Origin of the sequence: uncultured Sphingomonas sp., assembly GCF_964021865.1 — a bacterium.
Lineage (GTDB): Bacteria > Pseudomonadota > Alphaproteobacteria > Sphingomonadales > Sphingomonadaceae > Sphingomonas.
This window is the reverse complement of sequence record NZ_CAXIAM010000005.1, coordinates 24013-44461: the sequence shown is the minus strand read 5'-3', so window position 1 is coordinate 44461 and position 20449 is coordinate 24013. Positions and strand designations below refer to the sequence as shown.

The 20449-nt window shown below is 68.2% G+C and carries 21 protein-coding genes; 11 read left to right on the top strand and 10 right to left on the bottom strand.

Annotated features, from left to right (window positions below; translation table 11 throughout):
• The first annotated feature begins 142 nt into the window (after positions 1 to 142).
• From obgE to lptG, 9 genes are all read left to right on the top strand, one after another.
• On the top strand, positions 143 to 1189 hold the full coding sequence (gene obgE, locus AADI75_RS02505) for a GTPase ObgE (protein ID WP_341207473.1): 1047 nt from the start codon (positions 143 to 145) through the stop codon (positions 1187 to 1189).
• 40 nt (positions 1190 to 1229) lie between these two features.
• Positions 1230 to 1793 carry a Uma2 family endonuclease gene (locus tag AADI75_RS02500; RefSeq protein WP_341207472.1) on the top strand — a complete coding sequence of 188 codons (564 nt, stop codon included), beginning with the start codon at positions 1230 to 1232 and terminating at the stop codon, positions 1791 to 1793.
• A 32-nt stretch (positions 1794 to 1825) separates the two neighbouring features.
• Entirely contained in the window at positions 1826 to 2929 is a 1104-nt protein-coding gene (proB, locus tag AADI75_RS02495; RefSeq protein ID WP_341207471.1) for a glutamate 5-kinase, read from the top strand.
• Positions 2926 to 3825, top strand: a complete 900-nt coding sequence (locus AADI75_RS02490) for an NAD(P)-dependent oxidoreductase (RefSeq protein WP_341207470.1) — start codon at positions 2926 to 2928, stop codon at positions 3823 to 3825. The genes proB and AADI75_RS02490 overlap by 4 nt, the downstream gene beginning before the upstream one ends.
• A 42-nt stretch (positions 3826 to 3867) precedes the next feature.
• Positions 3868 to 4110 (top strand): acyl carrier protein, encoded by a 243-nt coding sequence (locus tag AADI75_RS02485; protein ID WP_341207469.1) that lies wholly within the window; start codon positions 3868 to 3870, stop codon positions 4108 to 4110.
• A gap of 5 nt (positions 4111 to 4115) precedes the next feature.
• A complete protein-coding gene (locus AADI75_RS02480; RefSeq protein WP_341207468.1) occupies positions 4116 to 5384 on the top strand; it encodes an aminotransferase class I/II-fold pyridoxal phosphate-dependent enzyme in 1269 nt (422 codons plus the stop codon).
• A 47-nt stretch (positions 5385 to 5431) separates the two neighbouring features.
• The gene (locus tag AADI75_RS02475) at positions 5432 to 7375 is read left to right on the top strand and encodes an ATP-binding protein (protein ID WP_341207467.1); all 1944 of its coding nucleotides are present in this window, start codon (positions 5432 to 5434) and stop codon (positions 7373 to 7375) included.
• A gap of 84 nt (positions 7376 to 7459) precedes the next feature.
• A complete protein-coding gene (gene lptF / locus AADI75_RS02470; RefSeq protein WP_341207466.1) occupies positions 7460 to 8659 on the top strand; it encodes an LPS export ABC transporter permease LptF in 1200 nt (399 codons plus the stop codon).
• Entirely contained in the window at positions 8656 to 9750 is a 1095-nt protein-coding gene (gene lptG / locus AADI75_RS02465; RefSeq protein WP_341207465.1) for an LPS export ABC transporter permease LptG, read from the top strand. Before lptF ends, lptG begins: the two co-directional genes overlap by 4 nt.
• A gap of 116 nt (positions 9751 to 9866) precedes the next feature.
• On the opposite strand, the gene AADI75_RS02460 is transcribed toward lptG, so the two are convergent.
• Positions 9867 to 10946 carry a fatty acid desaturase gene (locus AADI75_RS02460; protein WP_341207464.1) on the bottom strand — a complete coding sequence of 360 codons (1080 nt, stop codon included), beginning with the start codon at positions 10944 to 10946 and terminating at the stop codon, positions 9867 to 9869.
• Between the two features lie 120 nt (positions 10947 to 11066).
• On the opposite strand from AADI75_RS02460, the gene AADI75_RS02455 reads away from it, so the two are divergent.
• On the top strand, positions 11067 to 12218 hold the full coding sequence (locus tag AADI75_RS02455) for an N-acetyltransferase (protein WP_341207463.1): 1152 nt from the start codon (positions 11067 to 11069) through the stop codon (positions 12216 to 12218).
• A gap of 51 nt (positions 12219 to 12269) precedes the next feature.
• Here AADI75_RS02455 and AADI75_RS02450 read toward each other — a convergent pair whose 3' ends face one another.
• The 7 genes from AADI75_RS02450 to AADI75_RS02420 all read right to left on the bottom strand — a co-directional run bounded on the left by AADI75_RS02450 (position 12270) and on the right by AADI75_RS02420 (position 19175).
• The gene (locus tag AADI75_RS02450; RefSeq protein WP_341207462.1) at positions 12270 to 12521 is read right to left on the bottom strand and encodes a hypothetical protein; all 252 of its coding nucleotides are present in this window, start codon (positions 12519 to 12521) and stop codon (positions 12270 to 12272) included.
• Between the two features lie 156 nt (positions 12522 to 12677).
• Positions 12678 to 13481: a transporter gene (locus tag AADI75_RS02445; protein ID WP_341207461.1), complete on the bottom strand. Its 804-nt coding sequence runs from the start codon at positions 13479 to 13481 to the stop codon at positions 12678 to 12680.
• Complete coding sequence (gene xth, locus AADI75_RS02440) at positions 13478 to 14248, bottom strand: exodeoxyribonuclease III (protein WP_341207460.1); 771 nt, start codon at positions 14246 to 14248, stop codon at positions 13478 to 13480. The genes AADI75_RS02445 and xth overlap by 4 nt, the downstream gene beginning before the upstream one ends.
• Positions 14249 to 14285: 37 nt before the next feature.
• A complete protein-coding gene (erpA, locus tag AADI75_RS02435; protein ID WP_341207459.1) occupies positions 14286 to 14624 on the bottom strand; it encodes an iron-sulfur cluster insertion protein ErpA in 339 nt (112 codons plus the stop codon).
• A gap of 140 nt (positions 14625 to 14764) precedes the next feature.
• On the bottom strand, positions 14765 to 15901 hold the full coding sequence (locus tag AADI75_RS02430) for a M23 family metallopeptidase (protein ID WP_341207458.1): 1137 nt from the start codon (positions 15899 to 15901) through the stop codon (positions 14765 to 14767).
• A 203-nt stretch (positions 15902 to 16104) separates the two neighbouring features.
• Positions 16105 to 16551, bottom strand: a complete 447-nt coding sequence (locus tag AADI75_RS02425) for a peroxiredoxin (protein ID WP_341207457.1) — start codon at positions 16549 to 16551, stop codon at positions 16105 to 16107.
• Positions 16530 to 19175: a bifunctional [glutamine synthetase] adenylyltransferase/[glutamine synthetase]-adenylyl-L-tyrosine phosphorylase gene (locus AADI75_RS02420; RefSeq protein WP_341207456.1), complete on the bottom strand. Its 2646-nt coding sequence runs from the start codon at positions 19173 to 19175 to the stop codon at positions 16530 to 16532. The genes AADI75_RS02425 and AADI75_RS02420 overlap by 22 nt, the downstream gene beginning before the upstream one ends.
• Positions 19176 to 19265: 90 nt before the next feature.
• Between AADI75_RS02420 and AADI75_RS02415 the strand changes: the two genes are divergently transcribed.
• Entirely contained in the window at positions 19266 to 19394 is a 129-nt protein-coding gene (locus AADI75_RS02415) for a hypothetical protein (RefSeq protein WP_341207455.1), read from the top strand.
• Positions 19395 to 19483: 89 nt separating this feature from the next.
• On the opposite strand, the gene AADI75_RS02410 is transcribed toward AADI75_RS02415, so the two are convergent.
• Both AADI75_RS02410 and AADI75_RS02405 read right to left on the bottom strand, forming a co-directional pair.
• Complete coding sequence (locus AADI75_RS02410) at positions 19484 to 20131, bottom strand: sigma-70 family RNA polymerase sigma factor (RefSeq protein WP_341207454.1); 648 nt, start codon at positions 20129 to 20131, stop codon at positions 19484 to 19486.
• Between the two features lie 103 nt (positions 20132 to 20234).
• Complete coding sequence (locus AADI75_RS02405) at positions 20235 to 20372, bottom strand: hypothetical protein (RefSeq protein ID WP_028965107.1); 138 nt, start codon at positions 20370 to 20372, stop codon at positions 20235 to 20237.
• Between the last annotated feature and the right edge of the window lie 77 nt (positions 20373 to 20449).

Sequence of the window (20449 nt, the reverse complement as noted above, 5' to 3'; positions counted from 1 at the left end):
GCACCTCCGCCTGCGCGGAAATGACGGTAATTCGACGATAATCCGCCGCGGCCGAGCCGCGTCGTCGGTCGCGGGCCTTGCCCGCGCCGGCCGGGCGCGCGGCATAGTGCTTTAGCGCCGCTAAAGCGCTAAGCCGCACGCCATGCACTTTCTCGATCAAGCGAAAATCTTCGTCCGCTCCGGTGCGGGCGGTCCCGGCGCCGTCAGCTTTCGGCGTGAAAAATACATCGAATATGGCGGCCCGGACGGCGGCAACGGGGGCAAGGGCGGCGATATCGTCTTCGAGGCGGTCGCCGGGCTGAACACGCTCATCGACTTTCGCTACACTCAGCATTTCCGCGCCCCGCGCGGCATGGGCGGCTCGGGCAGCAACCGCACCGGCGCGGGCGGCGACGATCTGGTCGTCAAGGTGCCCGTGGGCACGCAGATCCTCGCCGACGACGAGGAACGCACCCTGCTCGCCGACATGACGCGCGTCGGCGAGCGGATCACCTTCCTGCGCGGCGGCGACGGTGGACGCGGCAACGCCAGCTACAAGACCTCGACCAACCGCGCGCCACGCCAGCACGGCACCGGCTGGCCGTATGAGGAGGCGTGGGTGTGGCTGCGTCTCAAGCTGCTCGCCGACGCCGGGCTCGTCGGCCTCCCCAATGCCGGCAAGTCGACCTTCATCAACCAAGTGACGAACGCGCAGGCCAAGGTCGGCGCCTATGCCTTCACCACGACGCGCCCGCAGCTCGGCGTCGTGCGCCACAAGCAGCGCGAGTTCGTCGTCGCGGATATCCCCGGCCTGATCGAGGGCGCGGCGGACGGCGCGGGGATCGGCGACCGCTTCCTCGGCCATATCGAGCGCTGCCGCGTATTGCTCCACCTGATCGACGCCAACGACAAGGACGTCGCTGAAAGCTATCGCATCGTCCGCGACGAGCTGACCGCTTATGGTGGCGGGCTCGACGAGAAGCCGGTGGTGGTCGCGCTCAACAAGATCGACACGCTCGACGACGAACTGATCGCCGCTCTGTCGGCCGAGCTGGAGGAAGCCAGCGGCGCGGAGGTCATCCCGATATCCGGCGCGAGCGGCGTCGGCGTCGACTGGGCGCTCGACCGGTTGCTCGAGGCGATCCCGACCCCCGACCGTCCCGTCGACGACGACGGCGAGGAACAGGAAGTCGAATGGTCGCCGGTGTGAGACCGTAGCCAGCATCGTCGCGAACGACTATGTTGGCATCATGGCTAGGCAGATCGCCCCGGACTATCCGACGCTGACCGCCGCAGAGTTCCTCGAGCTCGATTTCGGCGACCTGAAGGCGGAGCTGGACAACGGGATCATCCGCATGATGGCGGGTGGCTCGGCGCGGCACGCCGAGGTGGCCGGTAACATCCAGGCGTTCCTGCGAGCGGCGCTGCGGGGAAGCGGATGCAAGCCCTACACGTCGGACATGGCGACCCGCACCCACGACCTGTCGGTGCGCTACCCCGATGTGTCGGTGTTCTGCGGCAAGAACGATCCCGCGCACGACACCGCCAAGTCGTTCGACGATCCGCGCGTGCTGTTCGAGGTGCTGTCCGCCACCACGGCGCGCACCGACCTGCGGACGAAGCTCGACGAATATAAGGCGCTCGACAGCGTCGACACGATCGTCTTCGTCGATATCGCCAGCGAGCGGCTGCGGGTGATCCAGCGCACCGGCCCGCACGGCTGGAGCGACGTCGGGCACGACGAGCCGTTCGACGTGCCGCTTCCCGCGCTGTCGCTCACCCTGCCCCACGCCGAGATGTTCGCGCGCGATTGAGCGCCGCGGCGCACCGCGCTAACGCCGCGGGCATGTCGCTTTTCCCCCCCGCTGCCTGCCCGCGATTGATCGTCAAGATCGGCTCGGCCTTGCTCGTCGACCCCGACGGCGGGGTCCGGCGCGCCTGGCTAGAGGGGATCGCGCGCGACATCGCCGAACGCGCCGCCGCCGGTCAGCAGGTCGCGGTCGTTTCCTCGGGCGCGATCGCGCTGGGTGCACGGCGGCTCGGGCTCGCCAAGGGCGGACGCGCCAGCCTTGAGGATGCCCAGGCTGCCGCCGCCACCGGGCAGATCGCGCTCGCCGGCGTCTGGGCCGACGTGCTCGCCGCACAGGGGCTCACCGCCGCGCAGATGCTCGTCACGCTCGGCGATCTCGAAGATCGCCGGCGCTACCTCAACGCCGCCGCGACGCTCGGCCGCTTGCTCCAACTCGGCACCGTGCCCGTCATCAACGAGAACGACTCGGTCGCCACCGAGGAAATCCGCTTCGGCGACAACGACCGGCTCGCGGCGCGGATCGCGCAGGCGGCGGGCGCGCAGGGCGTGGTGCTGCTCTCCGACATCGACGGCCTCTACGATCGCAATCCCTCCCTGTCCGGCGCGCAGCACATCGCACGCGTCGAGCGGATCGATGCGCAGATCGAGGCGATGGCCGATCGCGGCTCCGCCTCCGGCATGGGCTCGGGCGGGATGGTCTCGAAGATCGCCGCCGCGCGCATCGCCAATGCCGCCGGCGCCGGGCTCGCGATCGCCTCGGGCCGCGACCAGCACCCGCTCTCCGCCGACGCGCGCCATACGCTCTTCGTCGCCGAGCGCACCGCCCCCGCGCGCAAGGCGTGGCTTGCGGGCGGGCTGACCGCGGCGGGGACGATCCATGTCGATACCGGCGCGGCCCACGCGCTCACCGAGGGTCGCAGCCTGCTCGCCGCCGGCGCGACACGCGTCGACGGAGCGTTCGCGCGGGGCGACCTGGTGACGATCGCCGGCCCCACCGGCCCGATTGCGCGCGGCCTGTCCGAATATGACGCCGCCGACGCCGCACGTCTGCTCGGCCGGCGCAGCGACGAACATGCCGCGCTGCTCGGCTATGCCCCGCGCGCCGCGCTCGTCCACCGCAACCATATGGCGTTGCTGTGATCCTCGCGCTCACCGGCGGCACCGGCTTCGTCGGCGGCGCGCTGATCGAACAGGCGCTCGCCGCCGGGCACCCCGTCCGCGCGCTCGCCCGCCGCCCGCAGCCGCCGCGCGACGGCGTGACGTGGATCGCCGGGGCGCTCGACGATGCGGCGGCGATCTCCGCACTCGTCTCGACCGCCGACGCCGTCGTCCACGTCGCCGGTGCGGTCAACGCTCCCGATCGCGCCGCCTTCGCCGCTGCCAATATTCACGGCACGCGCAATGTCGTGGACGCTGCGCGGACGTGGGACGTGCGCCGCTTCGTCCACGTCTCCTCGCTGGCGGCGCGCGAGCCGGCGCTCTCGAACTACGGCTGGTCGAAGCACGAAGCCGAAGCGGTTGTCCGCGACAGCGCGCTCGACTGGACGATCATCCGGCCGCCCGGCGTCTACGGCCCCGGCGACATGGAACAACGCGACCTGTTCCGCGCCGCCCGCCGCACCGGCGTCGTCCCAACCCCACCGCGCGGGCGGCTTTCGATCATCCACGTCGCCGACCTCGCCCGGCTGCTGCTCGCGCTCGCCGACGCGCCCGGCGACCAGGCCATCTACGAGCCGAGCGACGGCAGCACGCTCAGCTATGCCGACTTCGCGCGCGCGATCGGCACGGCGGTCGGGCGGCGCATCGCTCCGCTGCCCCTACCCGCCGCGCTGCTCCGCACTGCCGCGCGCACCGACCGGCTGCTGCGCGGAGCGAAGGCGAAGCTGACCGCCGATCGGGTCGCCTATATGGTCCATCCCGACTGGACCGCCGACCCGGCGAAGGCCCCGCCCGCGACGCTATGGCACCCGCAAATCGTGGCCGCCGACGGGCTATGCGACACGGCACGATGGTATCGCGCCCACGGCTTGCTATAGCGCGGCCAGACAACCGCCGCATTTCAGGGCCACAGCACGCGCATGACCGACCGTACCACCATTCTCGACACGCTGCGCACGCAGATTGAACCCTTCAACAAGAAGGGCGTCGCGATCACCGAAGCGACCAGCTTCCAGGGCGACCTGGAATGGGATTCGCTGACCGTGATGGACTTCGTCGCCGCTATCGAGGACGAATTCGACATCATCATCACGATGAACATGCAGGCCGAAATCGAGAATGTCGGCCAGCTCGCCGACGCGGTCGAGAAGCTGAAGGGCTGAACCGCATGACCGAGACTGGCCTCCAGAGCGAGAAGCTGCCCGCCGAACCCATCGCCGCGCCGCCCGCGCGCGACCTGTTCGCGAAGTTCGATCCGCTGCTCGCCGAGCGTGAGGCGCTGATGGGTTCCGGCGTGCGCGATCCGTTCGGGATCGTCATGGAGCAGGTCACCTCGCCGACTACCGCGGTGATCCGCGGCAAGGAGACGATCCTCCTCGGCACCTACAATTACATGGGCATGACGTTCGACCCGGACGTGATCGCCGCCGGCACTCGTGCGCTCGAACAGTTCGGCAGCGGCACCAACGGCAGCCGGATGCTCAACGGCACCTTCCGCGATCACGTCGAGGCGGAGGACGCGCTCAAGGAATTTTACGGCGCGAGCGGCGCGATCGTCTTCTCCACCGGCTATCAGGCCAATCTCGGCACGATCTCGACGATGGCGGGTCGCGGCGAGTACGTCATTCTCGACGCCGACAGCCACGCCTCGATCTACGACGGCTGCAAGATGGGCGATGCGGAGATCGTCCGCTTCCGACACAATTCGGTCGAGGATCTCGACAAGCGTCTCGGCCGCCTGCCGCCAGAGCCGGGCAAGCTGGTGGTGCTGGAGGGCGTCTATTCGATGCTCGGCGACATCGCCCCGCTGCGCGAGATGGTGCAGGTCGCCAAGAAGCACGGCTGCATGGTGCTGGTCGACGAGGCGCATTCGATGGGCTTCTTCGGCGAGCATGGCCGCGGCGTCTACGAGGCGCAGGGGCTGGTGCTCGGCGAGGATGTCGATCTGGTGATCGGCACCTTCTCGAAATCGGTCGGCACGGTCGGCGGCTTCTGCATCTCGAACCATCCGAAGTTCGAGGGGCTGCGCTTCTCGTGCCGCCCGTACATCTTCACCGCCTCGCTCCCGCCGTCGGTGGTCGCGACCGCCGCCACCTCGGTGCGCAAGCTGATGACCGCGCACGACAAGCGCGCGCGGCTGTGGGACAATGCCCGCCGGCTCCACGCCGGGCTGAAGGGGCTGGGGTTCGCGCTCGGCACCGAAACGTGCGATTCGGCGATCGTCGCGGTGATCCTGCAGGATCAGGCACAGGCGGTGGTGATGTGGCAGGCGTTGCTGGAGGCAGGGCTCTACGTCAACGTCGCGCGTCCGCCGGCTACGCCGTCGGGCACGTTCCTGTTGCGCTGCTCGATTTGCGCCGAACATACGTCGGAACAGATCGACCGCATCGTCACCTTGTTCGCGTCGGCGGGACGCCTTGCGGGTGCGACCAAGTGAGACTCCGTTCGCCTTCTCTTAACACTTATTAACCTAACGTCGCGGCCGTGACCGATCGCGACGACATCACCGGACGACTGACCGGCGCGTGGCGCACCATTACGCTCAGCGTGATGGCGCTTGCCGGCGCGATCGTGCTTGCGCTGCTGGTCGTCACGCTGGTCGAGGTCAACGACAAGCGCGATCGCGCGCTCGCGTCGCAGCGGCACAGCTACGACGTCATGATCCTGGCGCGCACCGTGCAGGGCACGGTCGCGCATGCCGAGGCGTCGCTCGGCCGTTACGTGATCTCGGGCGACCAGCAGCTTGGACAGGTCTATTACGACGACTGGCGGCGCGCGAAGCAGGCGATCGGCCGGTTGGCCAAGCTTGTCCGCGACAATGACGTCCAGCTCACGCATGTTGCGACCTTGCAGGAGGCGTTCCGCACCCGCGGCGACGAACTGGCGCTAACCGCGCTCAGCACCAATTACGGCAAGAACAGCCAGGCATTGTCGCGCTTCTATCAGGCGCGACAGAGCGATGCGCTCACCCGCATCAACGATTCGCTCGACGGGATCATCACCGACGAACGACTGCTGCTGGAGATGCGCACCGCCCAGGCGCGCGCCTCGGTTCGGCGATCGACGACCATCGCGAAGGTGCTGGCGGTGTTCGGCGTGCTGCTGGTCGGCGGCGGGATCACGATGGGCTGGATCATGGTCGAGGCGCTCGCCGACCGCGCGATCGCGCGCGCCGAGGCGGAGAGCGAGCGGCTGCGCGCCGACGAACTGGCCGAGGCGGTGGCGCGCGCCACCGAGGAATTGCGCGCGCAGGAGGCGCGACTGCGTCAGGTGCAGAAAATGGAGGCGGTCGGGCAATTGACCGGCGGCATCGCGCATGACTTCAACAACATGCTCGCGGTGGTGCTGAACGGGGTCGAGCTTGCCGCGCGCCATCTGCCGCCCGGCGCCGGTGAGGCCGCGCGCCATCTGGAGGGCGCGCGCGACGGTGCGGAGCGGGCCGCGGCGCTGACCGCCCGCCTGCTCGCCTTCGCGCGCGAAACCGCGATCAATCCGGAGCCGATCGCGGCCGCTGGCCTGTTCGATGGTCTCAGCGACCTGCTCACCCGCGCGCTGGGCGACGGGATGACGCTGGTGCTGGAGGATGACAGCGCCGGCTGGTGCGCGCGCGTCGATCGCGTGCAGCTCGAGAACACGTTGGTCAATCTCGCGGTCAATGCGCGCGACGCGATGGACGGCCGCGGCACGCTGACGATCCGCGCGGGGCATACCATCGTGTCGGGCGGTGGCGACCCGGGCCGGCCGAGCGGCGAGTTCGTGACGCTGTCGGTCGCCGACACCGGCTGCGGCATCGCGCCCGACGTGCTCGACCGCGTCTTCGAACCGTTTTTCACCACCAAGCCGCTCGGCAAGGGCACCGGGCTCGGGCTCAGCCAGACCTTCGCCTTCGCGCGCCAGATCGGCGGCGAAGTGACGATCGCCTCGCGCGTCGGCGAGGGGACCGTCGTCACGCTGCTGCTGCCGCGCGATCGGCGTGGCGAGGCGGCCGTACGTCCCCCCGCCCCGCCCGCGCTGCTCGCGCCGACGATCCCCGCCACCGCCGCCCGCGCGATTCTGGTCGTCGAGGACGATGCGCGCGTCCTGTCGTCGACGATGGAGGCGCTCGCCGACCTCGGCCACCACCCGGTCGCCTGCGAGGATGCGACCCAGGTCGGCGCGGTGCTGGCGACGATGGAGCGTGTCGACCTGATCCTGTCCGACGTCCTCATGCCATTGCTGACCGGGCCGGAGATGATCGCCAATCTCCCGCTCGCGTTCGCGCATGTGCCGGTGCTGTTCGTCACCGGCTTCGCGGGCGAGGCCAATGGCGGCATCGCGCTCGGCGACCATCCGGTGCTCCGCAAGCCGTTCACGCTCGCCGCGCTCGACCGTGCGGTGGCCGCGGCCGCCGCGCGCGGCGACGATCCGGCACCGCTTGCCGCCGAATGACCCAAATCGGCTGCTGACGCGCCCGCCGACGCATCCTATAGGCGATCGTTCCGTCGTCCACGCAAAGGCAGCGCCGCCCCGCCCATGACCTCGATCGACCGCTACATGGCCCGGCTGATCGCGCTGCCGCTGTTCTCGACGTTGCTGATCTCGGCGATGCTGCTGATCCTCGACCGGATTCGCCGCCTTTTCGATTTCGTCGCGACGCAAGGGGGCCCGGTCAGCGTCGTCTGGAAGATGCTGGCCAACCTGCTCCCCGAGTATCTCGGCCTCGGCATTCCGATCGGGCTGATGCTGGGCGTGCTGCTCGCCTTCCGCCGCATCGCGACGTCGAGCGAGCTGGACGTGATGCGCGCGGTCGGCATGAGCTACGGCCGGCTGCTGCGCGTCCCGTATTATTACGCGATCCTGCTGGCGGCGCTCAACATCTTCATCGTCGGCTATGTCCAGCCGCAGGCGCGCTACGCCTATGAGCAGCTCCGCTTCGAGCTGCGCACCGGCGCGCTCGGCGCGTCGATCAAGGTCGGCGAGTTCACGCACCTGGGCGACCGTATGACGTTGCGCATCGAACGCAGCCAGGATCGTGGTCGCCAGCTGTCGGGCATCTTTGTCCACGCCCGCTCGCCGAAGGGCGACTGGGTCGGCGTCACCGCCGCCACCGGCCAGTTCCTTGCCACCGACGATCCCAACGTCATCATCTTCCGGCTGACCAACGGCACGATGATCCACAATCGCCCGGATTTCACCACGCCGCGCACGCTGACCTTCACGTCGCATGATCTGCCGATCAACCTGCCCCGCTTCGAGAGCTTCCGCACCCGCGGCGGCAAGAACCTCGAATATACGCTGCCCGAACTCGCGAAACTGGGCCACGCGCCGACCCGGAGCGTGGAGCAACGCGACGGCAGCCGTGCCGAATTCCACTTCCGGCTGGTCGAGGTCGCGTCAATGTTCCTGTTGCCGCTGCTCGCGGTCGCGCTCGGCGTGCCCCCGAAGCGCTCCACCTCGGCGCTGGGCGTGTTCCTGTCGATCGTGATGGTTGTCACCTATCACAAGATCAACCAATATGCCGCGTCGCTGGGCGAGCGCGGCGCGGTCGACCCGGCGATCGCGCTATGGGTGCCGTTCGTGATCTTCGCCGCGCTGATTTTGTGGATGTACCACACGATCGCCAACGTCCCCGGCGGGCAGCCGATCGGCGCGCTGGAGCGCTTCTTCGGCAAGGCGTGGGCGATGATCGCGCGGTACCTGCCCGGCCGCCGCCGCAAGGAGGCTCGCGCATGACCGCGCTGTTCCCCTCGCGCACCGTCGCGATCTACATGGCGCGGCTATTCCTGACGCGCACCTTCGGCATCCTGTTCGGGCTGGTGCTGGTGCTCCAGACGCTCGACCTGCTCAGCGAGAGCGGGCGCATCCTCGCCACCGCCGGCAACGGCGATGCGGAGGTGTGGCGCTACGTCTCGTTGCGCGCGCCGCAGCTGATCTCCACCTTCCTGCCCTTCTCGGTGCTGCTCGGCACGATCCTGACGCTCATCACCATGAACGCCAACAGCGAGATCGTCGCGCTCAAGGCATCGGGGCTCTCGGCGCATCAGGTGCTCGCGCCGCTGGTGATCGCCAGCGTCGGCATCGCGCTCGTCACCTTCGCGTTCAACGACCGGATCGTCAGCCGCGCCACCGCCGAGCTGAGCGCATGGCAGAAGGTCAATTACGGCACCATGCCGATCGATCGCGGCAATCGCAGCAACGTGTGGGTCCGCGCCGGCGACGATCTGATCCAGGCCGATGCGATCGGCGGGCGTGGTGCGGGCGCGCAACTGGGCGGCGTGACGGTCTATGAACGCAATCCCGACGGCGGCCTGCGCGGGCTCATCAACGCTCCGCGCGGCGTGCGCGACGGCGACGGCTGGCGCATTTGGCCGGCGCGTCGCTTCGACGTTGCCTCGGGCAAGGTGACGCGGCTCGGCGCGACGGTCGTCGGACGCGGCGTCACCCCGGATCAGTTCACGCTGGCCAATGTCGACGGCGACGCCTTGTCGTTCGCGGGCTTGCGCGAGGCGATCGGCGATCTGGAGGAGGCTGGCCGCCCGACCAAGGCGCTGGAGGGCGTGCTGTGGCACAAATTGTCCGGCCCGCTCTCGTCGGTGCTGATGCCGCTGCTCGGCGCGGTCGCGGCATTTGGGATCGCGCGCTCCGGCGCGCTGTTCGTCCGCGCGGTGATCGGAATGGCGCTCGGCTTCGCCTATTTCGTTGCCGACAGCTTTGCGCTCGCGATGGGCAATCTCGGCGCCTACCCGCCATTCCTCGCCGCTTGGGCGCCGTTCCTGCTGTTCCTGCTGATCGGCGAGGCGGTGCTGCTCAGGACCGAGGAATAGCGATCACCCCGTCTTCTTCGCGCCCGTGGGGTGAGGGACAAGGCTCTAATGTGGGCTCGCCCCGGCTCTCGCTTCTTCCGGGCGGAAGTGACCGGCTCGAGCCTGCGACAGACCCCTCACCGCCCCCGTAGCGTCGCCATCGTCAGCTTGCCAACCAGCCCCGGCAGCCCACGATAGTTCGCCTTGTAATATGGCGATTCCGGCTCCAGCACGCCGATCAGCCGCTTATGCGCCTCGCCCAGCGCATGATACGGCACGCCCGGCAGCAGGTGGTGCAGCGCATGATACCGCAGCCCGACCGGCGCCCACAGCACCGGCAGCAGCGCCGGCGGCGGCACGTTGACCGAGTCGAGATATTGCGCGGTGACGGTCATCACCTCGCCCTCATTCTCCCACAGATGCGCGACCAGCGTCCGCACCTGGTTGATGAGCGCCACGCCCGACCCGACCGCGAGGAAGATCAGGAACGCCTTGAGCGGCAACACGCCGGTGGCGGTCAGCACGATCAGCGCGAGCGCCCACACCGCCGTCGCTGTCTCCACACGGTCCCAGCGCGCCTTCTCCTCGCCCTGCGGCATCCGGCGGCGGAACTGCGGGTTGATCGACAGTGCCGAATACCGCGACACCACCGCCGTCCGGAGCTTGGGCGACAGCATCGACAATGGGGCCAGCACGCCGAAGCGGATCAGCAACCCGATCGGCGCCAACGCCGAAACGAGGATGAACACCGGCAAGGTCCACGGCTTCATCAGCGCCAGCGGCAGATACTCCGGATCTTCCGACGTGCCGTAGCGCGTCTTGGCGTGGTGCAGATTGTGCACGCCTTCGTACATGAACGACGGGATCATCATCGGCACGCCGATCAGCGCGTTCCAGCCGGTGCGAAAGCCCGGCAGCGCCGCATGCTTCACGTGCGTCAGCTCGTGGATCATGCTCATCCCGCGATACAATGCGAGCACCGCCACCACGCCCGCGACGATCGCCAGCGCGGTCGACGTGGTGACGATCGCTGCCACCAACGCACTATAGCCGACCACCGACGAGGCGATCAGATCGGCCCAGTAGATGCCGGGGCGCGGCTTCAGCAGATCGCGGGTCAGCTCGGCCGCGGCTTTCAGCATTGCCTTGTCATCGGCGATCGTCGGGCGCGGCGCGCGCACGGCGGCTGCCGCACGATCGAGAGTCATGGTGTTCATGGGCATATCCATTGATCGAACATAGTGGCGACACGGTGACCGGAACAGGACCGGCGCGCTCGCCATTCTGGATAATTGTTCACTCGCTATGATCGAGTGACCCGTTTACACGCCAGCAACATGGCTGAGCTTTCGATCACTCCCGTCCTGTCCAAGAGCGACCGCAAGGCGTTCGTCGATCTGCCATTTCGTCTTTACAAGGACGATCCTTACTGGGTTCCGCCGCTGAAAAGCGAGGCATTGGGGCTCATCACGCCGGAGAAGAACGGCTGGTTCAGCCATGCCACGGCGCAATTGTTCCTCGCCCATCGCGGCGGTCGCGTCGTCGGTCGCATTTCCGCGCACATCGACACGCTGGGCCTCGAAATGCCGGCCGAACGCGGCTTTGGTCCGGGCTGCGGCCAATGGGGGCTGATGGATGCCGAGGACGAGGGCATCTTCACGGCATTGCTGACGACGGCCGAGGGCTGGCTGCGCGAACAGGGCATGACCCGCGCGCTCGGGCCGATCAGCATGTCGATCTGGGAAGAGCCGGGCCTGCTCGTCCAGGGTTACCAGCAGTCGCCAACCGTCATGATGGGGCATCACAAGCCCGAATATCGCGCGTGGATCGAACGCGCCGGCTATCGGCCGGTCAAGCAGCTCGTCACCTACGAGCTGGACATCACGCAGGAATTTCCGCCGCTGGTTAAGCGGATCATCCGCTCGGGCGACGCGAACAAGAGCATCGTCGTGCGCGAGGTCGACAAGCGCAAGTTCGAGGAAGAGGCTGCGATCATCCTCGACATCCTCAACGACGCATGGTCCGACAATTGGGGGTTCATCCCCCTCACCCCGCCCGAGATCAAGGACGTCGGGGTCAAGCTGAAGCCGATCGTCTTCAACGACCTGATCCGCATCGCGGAACTGGACGGAAAGCCGGTCGCGTTCATGATCACGCTCCCCGACCTCAACGAAGCGATCAAGCCGCTGAACGGCAATTTGCTCCCGTTCGGCTGGGCGAAGCTGCTGTGGTGGCTGCGCAAGCCGCGTGTGCAGACGATGCGTGTGCCGCTGATGGGGGTGCGCAAGGAACTGCAAAGCTCGCGGCTCGCCGGGCAGTTGGCGTTCATGATGATCGAGGCGATCCGGCAGGCGTCGGTTGCGAATTACGGCGCGACGCGCGGCGAGATCGGCTGGGTGCTCGACGACAATCAGGGCATGAACTCGATCGCGACCGCGATCGATAGCCGCGTCAACAAGATCTATCAGGTCTACGAACGCACGTTCTGACCCGTGGCGGCGGGTTCCGGCCGGCGCCGGAGACCCGCCGGGTGCCGGCGATCACAGGTTCTGCGGGACGATGACGCCCATGTGCTTCCAGGCATCGCGGGTCTTGCACACGCGCGTCAGCAGGCGCGAGCCGGTGATCTCGGTGTCGTAGCAATAGCGGGTGTTGGCGGTGCGGGCCGGCGCGGGCATGTTGGTCGAGACAGGGGTAGGCGATGGTTCGGCGTTCGGGGCGGTCTTCGGCGCGGCATGGGCGGGGGCGATCGCGAACAGGCTGGCGATGACGGCGGTGGCGATGGTCTTCATGGCGGGTCTCCCTGCCCCGTTGATCGGGGACGCAGGACATATTGCAGCCATCGTGCCAATTCGCATTTTCCGCAGAAATCCGCGGTTTTTCACGAGTGACAGGTGTGTTACACAGGCAGAACACGCCAATGATCGGCGCAATACGCCGATTGCCGGTCAGAATAGCAAGGCACCGCCGAATGCGACGCGCGCGTCTGGCGCATCATGGTTCAGCCCGGCCACCGCCAGCACGTCCAACTGGGTACGTTTGGTCGGTTTCCACGCCACCGACGCCGCCGCCAGCGTCCGCGCGACATGCCCCGCAGGATCCTGATCGCGCTCCACTGACAGCTCGGCATTGGCGGTGACGCCGTCGGTCAGCGCGTACCCGATCCCGAATACGCCCGTCGCATCGAAATGCCGGCCATGCCTGTCCTCGTCGACCGCCGCGGCCAGCTGCCCGGTAAAGTCGACGCTCCATTTCTTGTTGATGCGCCAGAACACCGGCAGCACCGTCCCCGCCGACCAGTCGCCATCGCCGATCCCACTATGCCCGACCGGCAGCGTGACATACGGCTGCACCGCCGCCGACAGCTTCTTGCCGTCGGGATGGCTCAACGCCCGACGCCACCCCAGCGTCACGTCGCCCACGCCGGTCTGCCGCATCACCTCGCCGCTGGCCTTGTCGCGCGAACGCAGCGTGCCGAGCGGCGTCCACCCGATCTGCGCCTCGCTGTTGCGCGTCAGCCCGATGCGCGCGGTCACTTCGCTGCGGATCAGGTCCTCGCGCGTCTCACCGTCGTCGTTGCGTTCCCAATCGATCCCGGACAGCTCGACTTGCACCTGTCCGGGCACGGTCGTGCACCCGCTCGCCCCCAGCGATGGTCTATTCGGGCAGAAACGCACCCCCGGCGCATCCTGCGCCGCCGCAGGCGTCCCGATCGCGATCGAAAGCGCCACCGCACCCCATTTCGGCGTCACCGCAACCGCACCCAGGTCGGCGCATGGTCGCTGGCCTTCTCGCGCCCACGATACGCCTTGTCGACGCCCGCCTCTGCCAAGCGGTCGGCGACCGCCGGGCTCAGCAGCAGATGGTCGATCCGGAATCCCGCATCGCGCTGCCACGCACCCGCCTGATAATCCCAGAAAGTCCAGATGCCACCCTTCGGATGGCGGGTTCGCAACGCGTCGGTCCAGCCCTGCGCCAGCAGCGCCCGGTACCCGTGGCGGCTCTCGGGCTGCATCAGGGCGTCCGATGCCATCGCCTTGACCGAAAACGTATCGTCGTCATTGGGAATGACGTTGTAATCGCCCGCCAAAATGACCGGCAGCTCCTCGGCGAGCAGTGCGCGCGCGCGCTCCTGCAACCGCCCGATCCACCGCAATTTGTAGTCGAACTTCGGCCCCGGCACCGGATTGCCGTTGGGCAGATAGATCGACGCGACCACCAACCCGAACACCGAACATTCCAGATAGCGGCTATGCTCGTCCTCGGGCTCACCCGTCAGCCCACGCTGCCGCTCGACCGGATCGACCCCGCGCGCGAGCACAGCGACGCCGTTGAAGCCCTTCTGCCCATGCCATACCGCGCCATAGCCGGCCGCGCGGATATCGGCCTCGGGGAAGGTATCGTCGCTCGATTTCAGCTCCTGGAGGCAGACCACATCGGGTTGCTCCTCGGCAAGATATTCGAGCAGGCGCGGGAGCCGCGCCTTGATGCCGTTGACGTTGTAGGTGACGATCTTCACGCGCGCCGGTCTAAACGCGGACCGTGCGCTTGTCTAACTACACGGAAAAACTTGTCCCGCACCCGCAGCCGCTCGCGGCATTGGGGTTCTCGACCTTGAACGACGCGCCGCCCAGCGACTCGACGTAATCGACGCTGGCGCCGCGAACGAGATCGAGGCTGATGTCGTCGACCACCAGCCGCACGCCATCGGTCTCGGCGATCAGATCGGCGGGCTCCGGCGCGTCGGCGAAGCCGAAGCGATACTGGAACCCCGAGCAGCCACCGCCCTCGACCGAGAGCCGCAGGATTGCGGGCTTGTTCTGCCGCGCAGCAATCGCCGCAACGCGCGCCGCAGCGGCGGGGGTCAGAACGATATCGGGTGCGAGCGTGGCCATGACGGACAAGATAGGCGTAGTGGCCGCAAACGGAAAGGGCATCCCCTTCTTCGTCATCCCTGACTTGATCCGGCCCCCGCTTTGCTCCCGGGCCCCGGATCAAGTCCGGACGACGGAAGCAGAGCGTTAGCCGCCCCGCCTCAGTCCTGCGGCGCCGGCCCGCTGGTCGACACCGGGATCTGCCCGACCGCGCGATCCTGCGCCGCCATCAGATAATCGGCGGTGGTCAGGAACGGCACCGGATTTACCGCATGGCCATCGATCCGCACCTCGTAATGGAGGTGCGGGCCGGTCGAGCGCCCGGTCGAGCCCATCAACGCGATCAGCTGCCCGCGCTTCACGCGGGTGTTGTCGGCGACGATGATCTTGGAAAGGTGGCCGTAGCGGGTGGCGATACCCTTGCCGTGGTTGATCTCGACCATGTTGCCGTACCCGCCCTGCCGGCCGGCGTGGCTGACGACGCCATCGGCGGTGGCATAGATCGGCGTGCCCGACGGGCCGGGAATGTCGACGCCCGCGTGCATCGCGGCCGTGCCACGGAACGGGTCCGAACGGATCCCGAAATTGCTGGTGAACTGCAGCTTCTGCACCGGCTGCACCGACGGGATCGCGATCACGCCCTGTTCCAGCCGATCGAGCTTCTTCCAGGTCATGAACAGCGAGCGGAACTGCTGGTCGGCGGCGAGATCGGCGCGCGCCTCGGCGCTGGTCGCCTCGACCAGCGGACCGCCCATCGCCGCGCCTGCCTTGACGACGCGGCTCGGTGCGATGCCGCGCTGGCGAAGCTGCTGCGCGGTTGCGGCATAGCGATCGAGCAACTGCTGCTCGGCGACCTGCGCCAGCGCCACCTGCCGGCGCTCCACCTTCAGGAACGGGCGGATCGTGTCCGCGGCGACGCGCGTCGCCTGCGGATCGACCGCGAGCGTCGCCAGCGCCAGCCGGCGCGCATCGCCCTGCCCGGTCAGCGCCGCGGTCAGCAGCGCCTGTCGCTGCTCGATGCGCGTGGCATGTTGCTGCGCGGCGCTGCGGATCGTGGCGACGCGCGCCTGCATCCGTTCGACCTTATGCTCCATCGCCTGCATCCGCTGCGCCTGCGCTGCCGCGGCGGGCGTCAGCCCGGCGGCCTGCGCGACCTGCGTCGAAGCTTGCAACGCGCCATAGCCGGCGAACCCGAGGAGAAGTGCGGCGCCCCCGCGCAGCAGCGCCGGTCGTCCGGCGATCACGGCGTTCAGGCGAACAAGCGGCCGCCCGGCCGGCAAAGAAGCGGTGTCGGTCATCGAACCCCAGATCAAGACTGCGACCAGTGCGACACGCGCCGGTCTTCCCCTTTTTCCGTGCCCGCCCGCGATAGAACCGCCGCAGCGAACGCAAAGGTTTGTGCGCGGCAGAAGGTTAATCACGCAATAGCGTCTGCCGCCGGGCGCGTCCAAGCGCCGGAGTCTTGCGCCGAGTCGTTGTAAGAAGCGGTCGTTTGCCTGACTTAGAGAGTCTTCGCGGCGGCCAGCACCGCCGCGGCGTGGCCCGGCACCTTCACCTTACGCCACACCTGCGCCAGTGTCGCATCGCGGTCGAACAGGAACGTCGCGCGCTCGATTCCCATATAGGTCTTGCCGTAAAGTTGCTTTTCACCCCACACGCCGAACGCCTCGGTAACGCTCCCGTCCAGGTCGCTGGCAAGCGTCACAGCCAGCGCATGTTTGTCGCGGAACTTCACGTGCTTCGTCACGGTATCGCGCGACACGCCGATCACCGTCACGCCCGCCGCTGCGAAGTCTTCGGTCAGCGACGAAAAATCCTGCGCCTCGCGCGTGCAGCCCGGCGTATCGTCCTTGGGGTAGAAATAGACGACCAGCGGCCGCGGCAGATCGCGCAGTCGCAGCGGCGCGCCATCGGCGCCGGTAGCGGTCACGTCCGGGAGGGTGTCCATGTGATGCTCTCCTGCCAGCTTTCCGCAACGCTCTCGCGTACCGTCGCCAACGTGGCAAGCACCGCCTCCCAATCGGGCAGCATCACCGCGCGAGCGATCAGCGCCCGCGTCACTGCCGCGGCGGGTTCCTGCGCATCGGGGGCGATCAGTCGGACCGTGACGAGCAATCGACCGAGCATGTCATAGGCCGCGCGCAATGCAGGCGCGAATACCCCGGCGGCGATCAACGCGTCGATGGCCGCGCCGAGTTCGGGCGTGAAGGCGGTGCGGCGCGTCAGCTGCGCGACATGCACCGCAAATTCCAGATCGACGAGCCCGCCGGGCAACAGCTTGGCATCGAGCGGCCCCTGCGGCGGCTTGTGCTGCGCCATCTCGGCGCGCATCGTCGCGGCATCGGCGGCGATGTCGTGTTCCGCGCGCTCGCCGCCCAGCACGCGCGCGACGATCGCCTCCACCGCGTCCCGCGCCGCCGGGCTGCCGTAGATGGCGCGCGCGCGGGTCAGCGCCATATGCTCCCACGTCCACGCCTCCTCGCGCTGGTAGCGCGCGAAGGAGTCGACGCTGACCACCAGCGGCCCCTGCGCGCCCGATGGCCGCAGCCGCGTGTCGACCTGATACAACGGGCCCGCCGCGGTCGGTACCGACAGCGCCGCCGTCACGCGTTGCGCCAGGCGGGTGAAATAGAGCGTCGCGCCGAGCGGCTTCGCCCCGTCGGAATCGGCGGTAAAGTCACCGGTGAACAGGTAGATCAGGTCGAGATCAGAGGCATGGGTCAGCGCCGCGCCTCCCAGCCGCCCGAGCGCGAGGATCACCAGCTCGCCGCCGGGCACGCGCCCGTGTACCTCCTCGAACAGGGTAACGGTGGCCGCGGTCAACACCGCGACCGCCGCCTCCGCGACCCGCGCATAGCCTGCCGCGAGGTCCAGCGGGTCAGCACGCCCGGCGACGATCTGCGTGCCCAGCGCGAATTGCCGGTCGCCGACGACCCGGCGCACATGATCGAGGATCGCCTGATAGTCGGCGCCCCGCTCGGTCGCGCGCATCTGCGCCATCAGCGCGGGCACGTCGCCGACCGGATCGAACGCGCTCGCATCGATCAGCCCATCGAGCAGATCGGGCCGCCGTGCCAGCGCCTCGGCCAAGGTCGGCGCGTGGCTGAGGATCTCCGCGAGCAACGTCGCCAGTGCCGGGCGCGCCTCCAGCAAGCGGAAGATATTGATCGCGCTCGGCAATCGCTCCAGCAGGCGGTCAAGCCGGTTGAGCGCCATCAACGGCACCGGCGCCTGCGCCAGCGCCTCGACCAGTCCGGGCAGCACCGCCTCCAGCGCGCTTTGCGCCGCGCCGCTGCGCAGCGCCGGGTAGCGCGCCTCGCGCCACGCGACGATCCGGCGCGCGGCATCGTCGGTCTCGGCAAAGCCCGCCGCGGCGAGGTAGTCGGTCAGCCGCCCCGCCTCGTGCGGCACCGCCGCGGTCGGTGCGGGCGCGAGCCGGTCGAACGTCGCCGCCACCCGCTCGACATGCGGGCGGAGCAGGTCGAGCAACGCCGCGCCGTCCGCCAGTCCGTGCAACCGCGCGACCCGGTCGAGGCCGTCGCCGGTCGGCAGCGCATGGGTCTGCCGATCGTCGATCATCTGGATGCGATGCTCGATCGTCCGCAGCAGCGTATAGGCCGCTGCCAGCGCACGCGCGTCCTCGGGGTCGATCCGCCCCGCCGTGGCCAGCGCCGCCAGCGCGTCGCGCGTCGCCGGTGCGCGTAGTGTCGCGTCGCGCCCGCCGTGAATCAATTGATGGATCTGCGCGAAGAACTCGATCTCGCGGATGCCACCGCGTCCACGCTTCAGATCGTATCCTGGACCGAACGCCTGTCCCTGCGCATGATGGACGCGGATACGCCGGGTGATATCGAGGATCTCGCCGACCGCACCGAAATCGAGGCTTCGCCGCCAGATGAACGGGCGGATCGTGTCGAGGAACCGCTGCCCGAGGTCGCGGTCGCCCGCCGCCGCCCGCGCGCGGATAAAGGCGGCGCGCTCCCACGGCAGCGCCTGCGATTCATAATAAGCGATCGCCGCATCGATCGGGATCACGATCGGCGTCGCTTCCGGCGAGGGCCGCAACCGCAGGTCGACGCGCAGGACATAGCCGTCCGCATCGCGCGTCTGGAGAAGCTCGAGCACGCGCCGCCCGATCCGCACCGCCGCATCCGCCACATCCTCGCGCGCGCGGTGCGGCAGCGTACGCGGATCGTAGATCAGGATCGGGTCGATGTCGGACGAATAGTTGAGTTCGCGGCTGCCTTGCTTGCCCAGCGCGATCGCCGCAAAGCCCTGCACCGCGGCATCAGGTGTCCGCTCGCCGATCGCCGCCGTGATCGCACGATCGAGCGCCGAATCCGCGAAGTCGGTCAGCGCCGCCGTCACACCGGTCAGGTCGAGCGCGCCCGCCAGATCGCCCTCGGCGACCCGCAGCGCCACCTGGCGCCGCTCCAGTCGCAGCTGCTTGCCGATCGGCAGAGCGTCCGCGGAGAGGGCGGCGGCGGTCACCGCCTCCCGCGCGATCAGCCCGTCCAGAAATGGCGCAAAGCAGGCGGCGCGCGCGCGCGCGTCGGCGACGGCATCTGTCATACGAGCGCAACCTTAGCGAAAAGTCCGCGTTGCAACATCATGGTTCAACACGCGACCTCCGACGGCATTCCTCCGCAAGGCGCCTATGCCGTGCGCGATCCGCACGCCGCGGACGCAATGGCGATGCCGTTGCGCGCGGCGTTCCGCAAGGAAACGAAGATGCCGTGCGAGATCGAGGCCTGTCTCGATCAACTGCGGGGAGTGCGTTTCCGAACCTGATTCACCTCGCTGTCTTTGCAAGCGTAGCGACGCAATTCGGCACACCCGATTTAACCTCACGATCGTTCACCACGCTCGAAAGACGACGATCAGGCGTCGCGATCGCGACTGAGTTCGTCGACTTCATTCATGATCGAATCCAGCGTGGACCGTTCGGAATCGACCTCATGATCGCGCCGCGACGACAGCGCGCTGCCAGCCATCAGTGCCTCGAGCGCGACGCGGCCACGCGCCACCCGGCTCTTGATCGTGCCAACGGCTACGCCACAGATCTCCGCCGCCTCTTCATAGGCGAAACCGCCGGCACCAACGAGAATCAGCGCCTCACGCTGCGGCTGCGGCAGGTGCATCAGCGCGCGCTGCATGTCCGCCAGTTCGACATGCTTGTCCTGACTTGCCGGCGCGGCGAGCACGCGATCGGCGACCAAATCGTCCCACTCGCCCTTGAAGCGCGCGCGGCGCATCTGGCTCAGGAACAGATTGCGCAGGATGATAAAGGTCCAGGCGCGCATGTTGGTGCCGGCCTGGAAGCGCTTGCGCGCCGCCCATGCCTTCAGCAGCGTCTCCTGCACCAGATCGTCCGCGAGATCGCGGTTACCCGACAGCGAACGCCCGAAGGCGCGCAGATGCGGGATCACCAGCGCCAGCTGCTTCTTGAACTCCGGGTCGGAGAGCGCGACGTGCTCGATCGGCGCCGTCTCCGGCGCGTCGTCTGCGAGCGTATTGGATTGGGTCATGCCGCTCCGTTGTGCTGGATCGGCGCCCGTCTGGCGCCCGTCCGAGCCGTGAAGATAGGTATCGTCCGGCCGCTTGGCCAGTCCGTGCGTCAACATCGACGCGTCAGGAAAGGAGGATGGCGGCGAAGATCGCGATCACCAGCAGCAGCGACGCCACCAGAATGTACCGCGTCATCCCGGGCGTGCTGCCCGCCCGCGCCTCGTCGGTTTCGAGGTGAATGCGCTCGTTTTCGTCTGCCATAAGCGATGTAACCCCTTAGAACCGTTTTGGGTCCGTATCGAAGACGGACCCGCAACAGGATATCGGATCGTATGGCA